Origin of the sequence: Kribbella pittospori (genome assembly GCF_004331465.1) — a bacterium.
Taxonomy (GTDB): domain Bacteria; phylum Actinomycetota; class Actinomycetes; order Propionibacteriales; family Kribbellaceae; genus Kribbella; species Kribbella pittospori.
Map to the genome: position 1 here is coordinate 1 of NZ_SJKB01000043.1, position 12224 is coordinate 12224.

Annotated in this window: 11 protein-coding genes and 2 pseudogenes; 9 read left to right on the top strand and 4 right to left on the bottom strand. The window is 67.0% G+C overall.

Going from position 1 to position 12224, the window contains the following annotated elements; all coding sequences use genetic code 11:
* Positions 1-318 precede the first annotated feature (318 nt).
* Both E0H73_RS45385 and E0H73_RS46440 read right to left on the bottom strand, forming a co-directional pair.
* Positions 319-720, bottom strand: coding sequence for a hypothetical protein (locus E0H73_RS45385; RefSeq protein ID WP_131367507.1), 402 nt, complete (start codon positions 718-720; stop codon positions 319-321).
* Between the two features lie 24 nt (positions 721-744).
* On the bottom strand, positions 745-906 hold the full coding sequence (locus tag E0H73_RS46440; RefSeq protein ID WP_165556179.1) for a hypothetical protein: 162 nt from the start codon (positions 904-906) through the stop codon (positions 745-747).
* A gap of 786 nt (positions 907-1692) precedes the next feature.
* On the opposite strand from E0H73_RS46440, the pseudogene E0H73_RS48635 reads away from it, so the two are divergent.
* Positions 1693-1905, top strand: a pseudogene (locus tag E0H73_RS48635) (hypothetical protein); the annotation flags it as partial.
* Here E0H73_RS48635 and E0H73_RS45400 read toward each other — a convergent pair.
* The gene (locus tag E0H73_RS45400) at positions 1826-2749 is read right to left on the bottom strand and encodes a LysR family transcriptional regulator (protein WP_131367511.1); all 924 of its coding nucleotides are present in this window, start codon (positions 2747-2749) and stop codon (positions 1826-1828) included. The pseudogene E0H73_RS48635 and the gene E0H73_RS45400 sit on opposite strands and share 80 nt — an antisense overlap.
* A 220-nt stretch (positions 2750-2969) precedes the next feature.
* Between E0H73_RS45400 and E0H73_RS45405 the strand changes: the two genes are divergently transcribed.
* The 8 genes and pseudogenes from E0H73_RS45405 (at position 2970) to E0H73_RS45435 (ending at position 8960) form a co-directional block, all read left to right on the top strand.
* Positions 2970-3704: an SDR family NAD(P)-dependent oxidoreductase gene (locus E0H73_RS45405; protein ID WP_131367513.1), complete on the top strand. Its 735-nt coding sequence runs from the start codon at positions 2970-2972 to the stop codon at positions 3702-3704.
* Between the two features lie 28 nt (positions 3705-3732).
* Complete coding sequence (locus tag E0H73_RS45410) at positions 3733-4356, top strand: NADPH-dependent F420 reductase (protein ID WP_131367515.1); 624 nt, start codon at positions 3733-3735, stop codon at positions 4354-4356.
* Between the two features lie 134 nt (positions 4357-4490).
* A pseudogene (locus tag E0H73_RS48640) lies at positions 4491-5033 on the top strand (LLM class flavin-dependent oxidoreductase); the annotation flags it as partial.
* A gap of 46 nt (positions 5034-5079) precedes the next feature.
* A complete protein-coding gene (locus E0H73_RS47830; protein WP_238164698.1) occupies positions 5080-5253 on the top strand; it encodes a hypothetical protein in 174 nt (57 codons plus the stop codon).
* Positions 5254-5308: 55 nt separating this feature from the next.
* Positions 5309-5932 (top strand): NADPH-dependent F420 reductase, encoded by a 624-nt coding sequence (locus tag E0H73_RS45420; RefSeq protein ID WP_131367517.1) that lies wholly within the window; start codon positions 5309-5311, stop codon positions 5930-5932.
* Positions 5933-5981: 49 nt separating this feature from the next.
* Positions 5982-6932 (top strand): SDR family oxidoreductase, encoded by a 951-nt coding sequence (locus E0H73_RS45425; RefSeq protein ID WP_131367519.1) that lies wholly within the window; start codon positions 5982-5984, stop codon positions 6930-6932.
* 72 nt (positions 6933-7004) lie between these two features.
* Positions 7005-7673 (top strand): NADPH-dependent F420 reductase, encoded by a 669-nt coding sequence (locus E0H73_RS45430; protein WP_202867943.1) that lies wholly within the window; start codon positions 7005-7007, stop codon positions 7671-7673.
* Positions 7674-7826: 153 nt separating this feature from the next.
* Positions 7827-8960 (top strand): epoxide hydrolase family protein, encoded by a 1134-nt coding sequence (locus E0H73_RS45435; RefSeq protein ID WP_202867944.1) that lies wholly within the window; start codon positions 7827-7829, stop codon positions 8958-8960.
* 554 nt (positions 8961-9514) lie between these two features.
* Here E0H73_RS45435 and E0H73_RS45440 read toward each other — a convergent pair.
* A complete protein-coding gene (locus E0H73_RS45440) occupies positions 9515-10009 on the bottom strand; it encodes an aminoacyl-tRNA deacylase (protein WP_131367521.1) in 495 nt (164 codons plus the stop codon).
* Positions 10010-12224 lie beyond the last annotated feature (2215 nt).

Genomic DNA, 12224 nt, shown 5'->3' on the forward strand with positions numbered 1-12224 from the left:
AGCCGTGGCCTCGCCAAGGCCGGCAGTCGCGATTCCTCCGGCGACTGGTAGAACCACTCCGCAACAATCGAGTACCGCCCTGCTCGGGGGGCAGGGCGGGCAGGCTGCGGCATTCCAGCCGCGCCGAGAGCACGGTCGCGGATCTGCGCCGCCGGGGCCGTCATTGGGTCGGCCAGGCGAAGGGCGTCGCCTACCGCGCGCTGCGGCGCTATCCGGACGCCAACGTGGACGACGCGACGCCGAGCCTTGCGCGGCCGCGCCATTTCTGTGGGCTCGGAGATGTCCGTCCTATCCCGGGGTTACAGGCTGGAGGCTGGGTCAACTGCACTGTGAATGGGCCGGTGGCGCGTCGGAGCATCGTCCTGCAAGTGCCTCGGGACAGCACGGTCCTGGTGATTCCAAGGAGCTCTCGCCGAGACCCGCCAGTCCGTGGAGCGAGAGGAACCTCGCCATGTCGCGCTCGGGATGGTTACCGAGCTGCGCCAGCCGGGCGCCCAACCGAACGTCACGAGAGGTACCTCGCTCGGGGAAATCCACCGTGTCCAGCGAGGCCACCAGGGCATGCCGGTCGGCGTACCGGCCCAACGGTGGCAGTCCGGCGCGCACGTTGCGAATCATCACCGATCCGACGGTCTGCGCGGAGATACGTCGAGTCCACTGCAGGGACTCGATCTCGACCCCGGCGATACTGCCTGCCAGCCCGTTGGCGTAGTACTGCATCAGCGGCAGGCTCGGACCATCCTGTCAGGCGATCTGCCATCGCGACCTCGAGTTGGGTGCCGGGCTGACCGGGTTCCAGCGGGCACTGACCGTCGTACCGGACTCGACGCTCAACTGGTGGGCGAACCTGGCGACGAATCGGCCGCTCCGGCGAAGGTTGTCCGAGCGGAAGAAGGAGTTGCTCATCGACGAGATCCCGTCGTCTGCGACACGAGTACCACGGCCGACTGTCCGACCCACTCGTGGCACCGCCACTCTACGCCGCTCCTCTCGCCGAGGGCCGGCGGAGGTCAGGATGCCGGGAACGAAGGCCTGTCGGCTTCGGCTGAAGACTGATCCTCTGGTTCCGGGGTGGTTTCTACTGACGGTTGCAGCACTTCGTCCTTGGATTGGGAGGTTGTGTTGTCGTCTCGTCGTGTGAAGAAGGGGCCTGGGCGGCGTCGGCTGTCGTCGGCGCGGCAGCGGTTCGTGGAGTTGCGGGCTCGTGGATGGAGCATCATGGCCGCGGCCCCGTGAGGTCGGTGTGTCGAGGACGACCGGCGCCAACTGGTCGGCCAACCCGCCCCGATCCTCAGCACGCCGAGTGCATCGGGGAGCTGATCGACATCCTCGGTAAGCCACCACCGTCATTCGATATTGAGACCGAGGGCGGATTCAGACAGCGGTGCGGACCGGCCGCGCGCTTTTCGCCGAGCGCCGGGAATACCCCGATGGAATCCGGTATGACGTAGTCGGCGGGCAGCCGTTCGCCCTAGTGATTCCGCCCCGAATCCCACCGACTTCTCGTAGCGTTGATTCTCGGCCTATAAGGTCCAGAGGTCGCAGGTTCAAATCGTGTGCCCGCTACGAAAATCAGTGCCCGGAGATTTGCGGATCTCCGGGCCTGAGAGGTTTGTAGAACGTGAGCACCGCAACAGAAACGCAAAAAGATCGAGTCCAGACGTGCCCCTCTGACCCCGAGCGTACGCGAACTCTGTGGTCCGCACTGGGAGTGACGAGCCCGGGCGCACCATGTCGATCAGCGCGCCGAGGCTGCACGCCAGATTGTTGCATCAGGCCAGGATCGAACAGGGCATGCGGGTACTGGAGGTGGGTCCGGCTGCTGTCAGCCGAGGTGTTCACCGCGCTCTGAAGCGGCGTCGGCCGCAAGCTGCCACATCTCATAGTTCCCGCATTCTGCCGTGACCTCAGCCGTCGCCTGAACCGCGGCGAAGAAGTCGTCGGCCAGCGGCGAGGTGCGCGATGCCGCCATCGCGACGAATACCTGGTCGGGCGCCAAGTCCGGGACGGGCACGTAGCTGATGTCCGGGCGTGAGTAGAACACGGTCTCCGAACGCCCCACGAACGAGATGCCGCGGCCGGCCGCGACGTGCTCGAGCTTCTCGTCGAGGCCGCGTACCCGGAGTCCGGAGTCGGGGTGTGGGCGCCGGGTGGGTTGCGTGCTCGCGTCGGCATGCCAGATCAGCGGCTCACCGGCCAGGTCTGCCTCGGAGACCTCTCCCTTGCCTGCCAACCGGTGATCGGCGGGCAGCGCCACCATGAGGGGCTCGGTGTAGAGCGGAGTCAGGCGCAGGCCGGTCTCGTCGATGGGCAGCCGCACATAGCCGACGTCGACGCGGCCGTCCAGCAGCATCGGGGCCTGGTCGTCCCATTCCATTCGCTGCACGTCCACGACCACGTCCGGGTGCTGGGCCTCGAACACCCGCGTCGCCGGGATGACCGGGATGCCGGCCCGAAAGCCGACCACCAGCCGCTGGCCGCCGCGTTCTGCCACGGACACCCGGCGCCGGACCGCGTGTGCGGAGGCGAGCAGCGGACCGGCGTCGTCCAGCAGCTGCCGGCCCGCGTCAGTCAGCGTTACGCCGTGGCTGTCCCTGGTGAACAGGGAGGCGCCGAGATCCTGTTCCAGCGCGCGGATCTGCCGGCTGAGCGCCGGCTGCGCGATGTGCAACTCATCGGCGGCGCGACCGAAGTGCAGCCTGTCGGCGACGGCGACGAAGTAGCGCAGCTTGCGCAGGTCCAGATCCATGGGGCCTCCCGGTCCGGCAATGCCTCGAGGGTATCACCACGACTGAAACAGGTCTTGGACACCCGCTCAGGCCAGTGGCATTGTTCATGGGGCCGAGAGAACTCGGTTCAAGAATTCGGGATCGGTATTCGATAGCAGGGCCCAAAACCAGGATGAGCACGTCAAGAATTAGGCCACTTCTATTCCCGTCTCGGAGACCCGTCAATTCAAAGGAGTAACCGTGGGAAAGCTCGATGGCAAGGTCGCGGTGATCACCGGTGGATCCACCGGCATGGCACTGGCCGGGGCCAAGGTGTTCGTCGAGGAGGGAGCGTATGTCTTCATCCAGGCCCGGCGGCAGGACGCGCTGGACGACGCTGTCAAGGTGATCGGCCGCAACGTCACTGCCGTCCAGGGGGACGCGGCCGATCTGGACGACCTGGACCGTTTGTACGACACCGTCAAGCGGGAGAAGGGCTCGATCGACGTGCTGTGGGCCAGCGCCGGGATGGGCGAACCGGGTGCCCTCGGCGAGATCACCGCGGAACAGTTCGAACGCGCCTTCTCGCTCAACGCGCGCGGCACCCTGTTCACCGTGCAGAAGGCACTGCCGCTGATGAACGACAACGGCTCGATCCTCATGACCGGTTCCAACGCCTCCCTCGGTGCCTTTCCCGGCTGGAGTCTGTACGCGGGAAGCAAAGCCGTCCAGCAGGCCTGGGCCCGCGTCTGGCTCAATGAACTACGCGACCGCAAGATCCGCGTGAACGTCCTGACCCCCGGCCAGGTCGCCACGGCCAAACAGGAAGAACTGTTCGACGAGGCCACCAGGGCCGCCTTCGAGTCCCTCATCCCTCGCGGTCAGATGGGCCGCCCCGAAGAGATCGCCACCATCGCCTTGTTCCTCGCCTCGGACGACTCCAGCTATGTCAACGGCCTGGAACTCGTTGCCGACGGCGGCACCACCGCCATCTGACACCCACCAGGAAGAGAGCACACACTTCATGAGCAGCATCACTCTCATCGGTACGGGGAACATGGCCCGTACCATCGGCACGCTCGCGGTAGCTGGCGGCAACACTGTCGAGGTCATGGGACGCGACCAGTCCAAGGCCGACGACCTGGCCAAGGTTCTGGGCGGCGGCGCCACGGCAGGTCAGTGGGGCGCCGTCCCGGCCGGGGACATCGTCATCACGGCCTTGCTGTACGCCGGTGTCGTTCCGGTCGTCGCCGAGTACGGGGATGCCCTCGCGGGCAAGATCATCGTCGACATCAGCAACCCGTTCAACGCCACGTTCGACGGACTGGCCCACAGCGAGCCGACCTCGATCGCGCAGGAGGTCGCCAAGATCGCCCCGGCCGGCGCCAGCGTGATCAAGGCCTTCAACACCGTCTTCCGTAACGTTCTGGCGGAGGGCCGGCCCGACGTCTTCTTCGCCGGCGACAACCCGCAGGCCAAGGCGGACGTGGCGGCATTCATCGCGAGCCTCGGACTGCGCCCGCTGGACGTCGGCGGCCTGAAGATGGCGCACTGGCTGGAAGGAGCGGGTGTGCTCACGGTAGGCCTCGCGGGCAACGGGATCGGCCACGGGAACTTCGCCATGGGCGTCAACGAATTCACGGACTGACCCCGGGCTGAGCGGTCGGCGTACGAACGCCCTGCGCTCTGACGGGTTGATGGACCACTGACTCGCAGATGTCGGAAATCAACAGTGGCGGGAAATTTCGCCTGAGGAGGCTCGTCGCAATGCAGCTCGGTTTCATGATTCCCCTGGTCGGACCCTCCGTCAGCGACGCCCCCGCCCTGAGCGCTTTCGTCCGCGGACTCGAGGACCTTGGCTACGACGCCCTGTGGGTCGGCGATCGACTGGTCACGCCGGTAGATGTGGGCAGCAACTATCTGGCCCGAGGGCCACAGATGACCCGCTCCGTCGATCCGGTGCTGCTGTTGACCGTGGCCGCGGCAGCGACCAGCCGGGTGCGCCTGAAGACCAGCACGCTCAGTACGTTCTACTACGAGCCGCCGCACCTGGCCCGGCAGCTGACCACGCTCGACGTGCTCAGCGACGGCCGCCTCGGGGTCGGTGTCGGGCTGGGGTGGATGAAGCAGGAGTACGACGTGGCCCGCAACGCGGACTGGCAGCGGCGCGGCAAGATGCTCGACGACATCCTGGCGTTCCTGCAGGCGTGGTGGACAACCAGTCCCGTGTCCTGGGACAGCGAGTTCTTCACCATGCCACCGGTCCACGCCGGCCTGCGTCCGGTCAGGCGAGGGCGCCGGCCGCCTGTGGTCGATCGCGCGTCGAGCGGCGGAAGACACCGGCCGCGATCCCGACGCACTCAAGACGGCCATGCGGATCAACCTCGAGCCGGGCACGTCCGTCGACTCGGTCGCGGACCAGCTGAAGCGATACGCCGACTCCGGTGTCGACGAGGCGTACTTCGATGCCTTCGCGATGTTCACCAGCCTTGACCAGCTGCTCGACTTCGCCGGCCAGGTGATCGCGCGTACCGGCCGGTTGTGACCACCGAAGACACGACCACCGAAGACACGACCACTTAAGGAAGAGAGCACTCACCATGAGCAGCATCAGTTTCATCGGACTGGGTGGCATGGCCCACGCCATCGCCGCACGCGCGGTCGCGGGCGGCCACTCGATCGAACTCATCGGCCGCGACCCGGCCAAGGCCAAGGGCCTGGCTGCCGAACTCGGCGTCGGGGCCACGGTGGGGACATTCGGCACCGTACCCGCCGGCGACATCGTCGTCCTGGCCGTGCCGTACGCCAGCGCGGTGCCGATCGTCGCCCAGTACGGGGATGCCTTGGCCGGCAAGGTCATCATCGACATCTCGAACACCTTCAACGCCGACGCCACCGCGCTGGTCGTCCCTGATGGCACGTCCGGTGCGCAAGAGATCGCCAAAGCGGCCCCGGCGAGCGCGCACGTCCTGAAGGCGTTCAACACCGTCTTCGGCCACGTCCTGGTCCAGGATCGTCCGCTGGACGTGTTCTTCGCCGGAGATGACCCGCAGGCCAAGGCGAGCGTGTCGGCATTCATCGAGAGCCTCGGACTGCGACCCCTCGATGTCGGCGGCCTGGAGATGGCTCGCTGGCTGGAGGGGGTCGGGCCCCTGCTGATGGGCCTGGCCCGCAACGGCGCGGGGACCTTCGACGTCGCCCTCGGCGTCGACTTCCCCTCCTGAGAGCACCCCCACCACCAATTCTTCCGAATCACTCACAAGGAGCAGCAGTATGCGCGTCTTCGTCACTGGCGGGACCGGCCACTCCGGTTCGCACATCATCCCCGAGCTCATCGCAGCCGGCCACGAGGTCACCGGCCTGGCCCGGTCGGACACGGCCGCCACGGAGCTGTCCGCGCTTGGCGCAAAGGTACGCCGCGGCGACCTCCAGGACCTCGACGGGCTCAAGGAGGCGGCCGCGGACTCCGACGGCGTCATCCACGTCGCGCACCGGCAAGACCTGCTTCCGTCCGGCGGTATCGACGCCGTGGCCGCCGCCGAGCTCCCGATCATGCTCGCGTACGGCGAGGCGCTCGCGGGAACCGGAAAGCCGTTGGTCGCGGCGGGGAGCATCGGCTCGCCCGGGCAGCTGGGCCGGCCGGCCACCGAGGACGACCCAGCCCTTCCTGTCGGCGACGAGCACAAGGGCACCCTGCGGGCTCGTAATGTCGTCGAGACCGCCGTCATCGGCCTCGCCGAGCGGGGAGTGCGGTCTTCGGTGGTGCGCATTGCCAACATCGCGCACAGCACGACCGATCGTGCCGGCTTCCTTCCCACGCTGATCGCCTTGGCGAAGGAGAAGGGTTTCGCCGGCTACCCCGGAGACGGCACGAACCTCTGGAACGCCGTGCACGTCCGCGACGGCGCCTCCTTGTTCCGCCTGGCGCTGGAGAAGGGCCCGGCCGGCAGCTACTGGCACGCGGTTGAGGACGGGGGCATACCGTTCCGCGAGATCGCCGAGGCCATCGGCAGCCGCCTGGGCCTGCCCGCCGTGAGCGTGCCCCCGGACGAATTGATGCTGCCGGGATATTTCGGGTTCCTCGCGAACGTGGTCAACCAGAGCTACCCGACGTCCAGCCTCGTCACCCGCAAGACCCTCGGCTGGGAACCGGCTCAGCCCAGCCTGCTCGCCGATCTGGACAACGGTCATTACTTCCCATCAGCTGACGTCCCCGCCATCTGAGGGCAGGGACCTCATGGCAACGGGTCCCGCCCATGGCGAGGACAAGGCTCTTTTGGAGGGACGTTCGAGAACATGACAAGTGTGGGATTCATCGGAAGCGGAGCCATCGGCAGCACCATCGCGCGGCTCGCCGTCGAGGCCGGCCACCAGGTCGTGCTCAGCAACTCGCGCGGTCCCGAGACGCTCGCGGACACGGTCGCTGAACTGGGGCCGCGGGCGACCGCGGCGACGAGCGGGGAGGCCGGGGCGGCCGGTGACATCGTCGTGGTCACAGTGCCGGTCAAGGCCTTCCCCACCCTGCCCGCCGCGCCACTGGCGGGGAAGACGGTCATCGACACGTGCAACTACGGTCCCGATCGTGACGGGCCCATCGCCGAGCTCGACGGCACGTCGCTCACCTCGAGCGAGCTGCTGCTGCGGTACATCCCGGACGCCGGGCTCGTGAAGGCGTTCAACACCATCTACTTCAAGCACCTGCTGTCACTCGCCCGCCCAGCGGAGGCTGCCGACCGCTCGTACCTGCCGATCGCCGGGGACTCCGCGTCGGCGAAGGCGGCGGTGACCGAGTTCATTGCATCCATCGGGTACGGCGTGGTGGACGCGGGACCGCTGGCCGACGGTTGGCGGCAGGCGACGGGCACGCCTGTGTGGGGAACTCCGTACGGGGCGGCGTCGAACGAGAAGGGCCAGCCTGCCGGCGGGGACGCGATCCGTACGGCACTGGCCACCGCAACGCGGTAACCGCAAGCTGGTGCGGGCCGCGCGACGCGCTCCGTCGACTTGCCGACCGGGCACCATCCGTTCGTCACCCGTCCCGAGGTCGTCGACCAGGTCCAGGCGCTGTCGCACCGAGCGTCAGCACGACCAGCACGTGAGCATGACCAGGAGAGGCACATGACCGACCACCCGCCGCTGATCGCGGTGACCGATGCAGAACTCGAAGACCTGCGCGCGCGGCTACGCGCCACCAGGTGGCCCACCCGGTGGCCCGTCGATGGCTGGGAAGCGGGCGCCGACACCACTGAGGTGCGCCGCCTCACGGAGTACTGGGCCACAGGCTATGACTGGCGCACCCACGAGGCGCGGATCAACGCCCTGCCGCACCACTCCGCCGCCATCGGCGGCACGCCCGTCCATTACCTCCGGTTCGACGGCGAGCAGCCCGGCGCCCTGCCGATCGTGCTGACCCACGGCTGGCCCAGCACCTTCCTGGAGCTCACCGACCTCGCCCGGCGTCTCGCGGAGCCGTCGAAGCACGGCGGCGACGCGTCGGACGCGTTCACGGTCGTCATCCCCTCGCTGCCCGGCTACGCGTTCTCGCCGCAACGACCGACCCTGCCGCCGACGCTCCAGACTCACCAGCTCTGGCACCTGCTCATGCGGGACGAGCTCGGCTTCGACCGGTACGCCGCCCACGGCGGCGACCTGGGCGCGGGGATCACCTCGCGTCTGGGTGAGGCCTACCCGGAGTCGCTGGCCGGCATCCACCTGCTCGCCGTCGCCGCACCCCAGGAGTACGACGCCGCCGGCCTCACCCTGGACGAGCAGGCCTACCTCGATCAGGTCGCCACCTGGAGCGCGGAGGAGGGCGGCTACCAGCACCAGCAGAACACCCGACCGCTCACCCTGGCCCACGCCCTGTCCGACTCGCCGACCGGCCTGCTGGCCTGGATCGTCGAGAAGTACCGCGCCTGGAGCGACTCGGGCGGCAATCTGTCGTCGCGGTTCACCGACGACTTCGTTCTTACCCAGGCGTCCCTGTACTGGTTCACGGGCACGATCTCGACGTCGTTCCGGCCCTACTACGAGTACGCCCGCGGCCTGACCCGGCGGGTCGACAAGGTCGAAGTGCCCACCGCCGTCGCCGTCTTCCCCGCGGACCTCACCCAGCCCCCGCGCTCCTGGGCCGAACGCACCTACAACGTCACCCGGTACACGTCGATGCCATGCGGCGGACACTTCGCCGCCCACGAAGAGCCCGAACTGCTCGCAGCCGACATCACCGAGTTCTTCCGCCAACTGCGCTGAGACCGAGGTGGGCCTGCTCGCCGTCGCCGTCCCGTGGACGGACCTCGCGGCGGTCCTGAGGCAGCAGACGCCCGGTCACGAGTAGCGTCGACCGCGAAGGAGAGCCGTGCCGAGCAGTCTCGCACGGCGATGAGCAGTTGTACGACCCGAACCTGATCGCGATCGTCCCGGTGCGCTTCTACTACCCGGGCAAGGACACCTGCGTTTGCTGGTGAGCGAGTCGCTCGACGGGGCGTGAGCTCATGCAACTGATCCTCACCCGCCATCATGGCTGTTCAGGTCGCGGGCGATCCGGGAGCAGGGCGCGGTTGGGTAAGTAGCGATCATGGCTTACGGCGAATCGTCCTGCAAAGAAGGATCTCTACATCGCCGTTGCGGGTGGTGAACACCCTGGTGATGGCAACGGGGAACGGCGACGTGAGGTCGCATCGATGCAGCTGGTCGGACCGACACGCAGGCAGGTGCGGTCCATCTGCACACAGAGTCAGTGCTGGTCGTGGTGCTCGCAGTCCGTCTGCAAGCTCGTACTGGAATCCGAGGACCGGGCGCGGAGGTCAGTGATGCGTTTCCTCAGCGCTGATGTCGGTGACAGTCGCGTCGTAGGCGGCGACCAGGGCATCCGCGTCGACGAAGGCGACGCGCCCGCCCGTCCCGGCGCCCACGGCGATACGGCGGCCGACTATTCGCTCGTCGGCGACGACCGGCCAGGCCGTGGTCGACCCGATCGGCGTGACTCCGCACTGGTAGCCCGTCGCGTCGAGGGCCATTCCATCGTCGGAAATCCGCAGTTTGTTGACGCCCACCACCGCGCGGAGCTCCGGCCACGAGATCTGGCGGCCGCCGGGGATCAGCGCGAACAGGAAGTTCCCGTCGTGCCGCTTCACGACAAGCGACTTCACGATGTCGCCCGGCTCGATGCTGAGCAACTCGGCCGGCTCTGGGAGACTCTGAGCCTCCAGGTGCTCGACGATCTCAACGTCGAGTCCGCGCGAGACCGCGTCGGCCTCGAACCGCTCCGCGCCGTCCATCACACGACCTGCGTCGCTCATCCCTCCACCTCTCGGGCTTGAGCACGCAGGTATGTGACCCTCCGCACGAGTATCAAGTAACCGGCGCCCTCCGGAGCACAAAGCAGCCGGTCGAGTTGGCCGCGATCTTTCACCGCTCGGGTGCGGACCGTTGGAGCGGGAACAACCGAGTGCGGGTCGTAGGGCGCCCAGGCGTTTGGGTTCCCGGCGGCGGGGCGCGCCATCGGTCAGGCGAGTCGTTGCGTCCAGGTTGATCACCAGCGGGCTGCGGGCGTCGGTGTCGCCCGGCAGTTCAACGTCAGAGCTACGCACACTGGCGTGAACGTTCATGAACTAGGGCGATCTCGCAACTATCGGCGCTGGACTTGGCGCTCTCCTCAACTGCCCGGAGTCGTTCGAGTCAGGTGGCTCATCGGCCGCACCGGCACCTGACCGAAGCGGCCACGGCTCGGCTCCGATCACGGGGTTCGGCTCGCTTGATCGAAATCGCCTTCACCAACTTGCGGGATATTGCGACCTGGATCGGCAGTTCGGATCGACTCGGTCAAGATGCACGGAGATCGAAGGTCTGTGTGGCGGGAGATGGTTGATCTTCCGATTGCTTCGCGTGTGCGGAGGATGGAGAGCAGCCAAAGGTGGCATGAGTTTGCGGTGGCGTGTGTTCGACGCGGTTGATGACGCGGTCGAGCCGCGGGGTGTTGGCTTCTACCATTAGCGGTTGCCTCGCCATCTCACACCTCCGACTTTGTGCTCTGGCGATAGCTCAACGGCGGGGCGACCAAGGCGATGTGAGGTGACGCACAGTGACGAACTGCCGCGCCGTCACCCAGGACGAACAGGTGACCTGTGGGCGGAGCGAGGGATACGCCGCGCCGGCTGTGATCAGCTGATCGAAGGCCTGGGGCAAACGCGTGTTTAAGGCGTGCTGGGAAAACAACAAAGCCCAGGACACCGTGGTGACCTGGGCTTGGTGCGCCGCCAGGGACTCGAACCCCGAACCCGTTGATAATCGGGCTGACCTACTCGACGTTGCTCCTTGTCGTTCGAAAGCCCTTTATTTCATGGGGATCCGGCGCGTGCCGGTCGCTCGTCGCTGCGGCTCGCCTCCTGTTACCGCCCGTTGAATCCCGCCCCGTAAGTCGTCCCGGATTCATCGTGGAGCTCGGCCGCCTTGGCATGGCCGTACGAACCTTGGCCCGTCGTTGGAGGTGCTGCGCATCGAGAGCGTCCAGGACCGGCGGCTTCGGCCGGGAGTCGGGAGAATCGCAGTCGGCCGCTCGTCACGTGACCCTGCTGCGTTCTGTAACGGTGGGATGCGCGTACCCGATCTAGCAGTTAGCGTGCTCTGGCCGCAGCCGGCTGGTAGCGCGTCATTTATGTCGCGCACCGATGCGCGGCGATTCGAGCCGGTGCGCTCGGGGGACACGACATGCCGGTTGCAAGACTGGTGCGTATTCGTCGACTGCTCGGTCGGTCAATCATCGCTTCACCTGGTAGGTCGAACTGATAGCTCTCAGCGTGTCTCAAGCCGTGACAGGGCTAGTCATCGGCCCGATCTTCGTGGCGCTCGCGTGGCTCGCGCAGACCGAACGTGCAGTGAACCGGATCTTCGATGGTTTCGTTCGGAGCGGTCGGAATACGGTTCTCGAACGGGATGCTGTCACTCGCCAACTCCGAAGGATACCCATTGTGGGCATGGCGATGGGTGTTCTTGTATTCGGCTACAGTCTCGCCAACCTACTGTTCGCGTAGCCCAATCGCGTCGCCTCTGCGCTTACTGCAGCAGCGCACCTCAGATCAATAGCCCTGCTCTCGGAGCGCTCGTCGACTTGACTGAGTGCGTTGACGGTTACGTGTCAAGCGTGCGGGCAGTCCTCCGCATCGCCCCGATAGCTGCCGACCTTAGGTTCGGACCGGTGGGGGTCAGGGGGTCGAGCTTGCTCGATCGCTTGCGATGCCGGAGGCGCCCTAATGGGTCTGTGGCGTGCGGCTCGCGGCCACCGGTTTGGATGATCACTTTGGCGCCCGGAGACTTGGATCTCTTCGTCAAGAGGGTGACCCCGGCCGGTGGCGGGCGCAGACTGCTGCTCGAGCCGCCGGCGGGATGACCACTCAAGCGCTCGGAGACATGGATCTCTTCGTCAAGACGGTGGCCCCGCCGGTCGCTGGAGACCGCAGACGGCTGGTGGGGTGTCGCGCCGTGAGCGCTGTCCATTAGGGCGCCGCGTGGCCTCCG

Excerpts from the sequence above, each read along its gene's own strand:
- E0H73_RS47830 (WP_238164698.1), top strand. The coding sequence starts at position 5,080 with ATGCGGATCAACCTCGAGCCGGGCACGTCCGTCGACTCGGTCGCGGAC.
- E0H73_RS45410 (WP_131367515.1), top strand. The coding sequence starts at position 3,733 with ATGAGCAGCATCACTCTCATCGGTACGGGGAACATGGCCCGTACCATC.
- E0H73_RS45435 (WP_202867944.1), top strand. The coding sequence starts at position 7,827 with ATGACCGACCACCCGCCGCTGATCGCGGTGACCGATGCAGAACTCGAA.
- E0H73_RS45425 (WP_131367519.1), top strand. The coding sequence starts at position 5,982 with ATGCGCGTCTTCGTCACTGGCGGGACCGGCCACTCCGGTTCGCACATC.
- E0H73_RS45385 (WP_131367507.1), bottom strand. The coding sequence starts at position 720 with ATGCAGTACTACGCCAACGGGCTGGCAGGCAGTATCGCCGGGGTCGAG.
- E0H73_RS45400 (WP_131367511.1), bottom strand. The coding sequence starts at position 2,749 with ATGGATCTGGACCTGCGCAAGCTGCGCTACTTCGTCGCCGTCGCCGAC.
- E0H73_RS46440 (WP_165556179.1), bottom strand. The coding sequence starts at position 906 with ATGAGCAACTCCTTCTTCCGCTCGGACAACCTTCGCCGGAGCGGCCGA.
- E0H73_RS45420 (WP_131367517.1), top strand. The coding sequence starts at position 5,309 with ATGAGCAGCATCAGTTTCATCGGACTGGGTGGCATGGCCCACGCCATC.
- E0H73_RS45440 (WP_131367521.1), bottom strand. The coding sequence starts at position 10,009 with ATGAGCGACGCAGGTCGTGTGATGGACGGCGCGGAGCGGTTCGAGGCC.
- E0H73_RS45430 (WP_202867943.1), top strand. The coding sequence starts at position 7,005 with ATGACAAGTGTGGGATTCATCGGAAGCGGAGCCATCGGCAGCACCATC.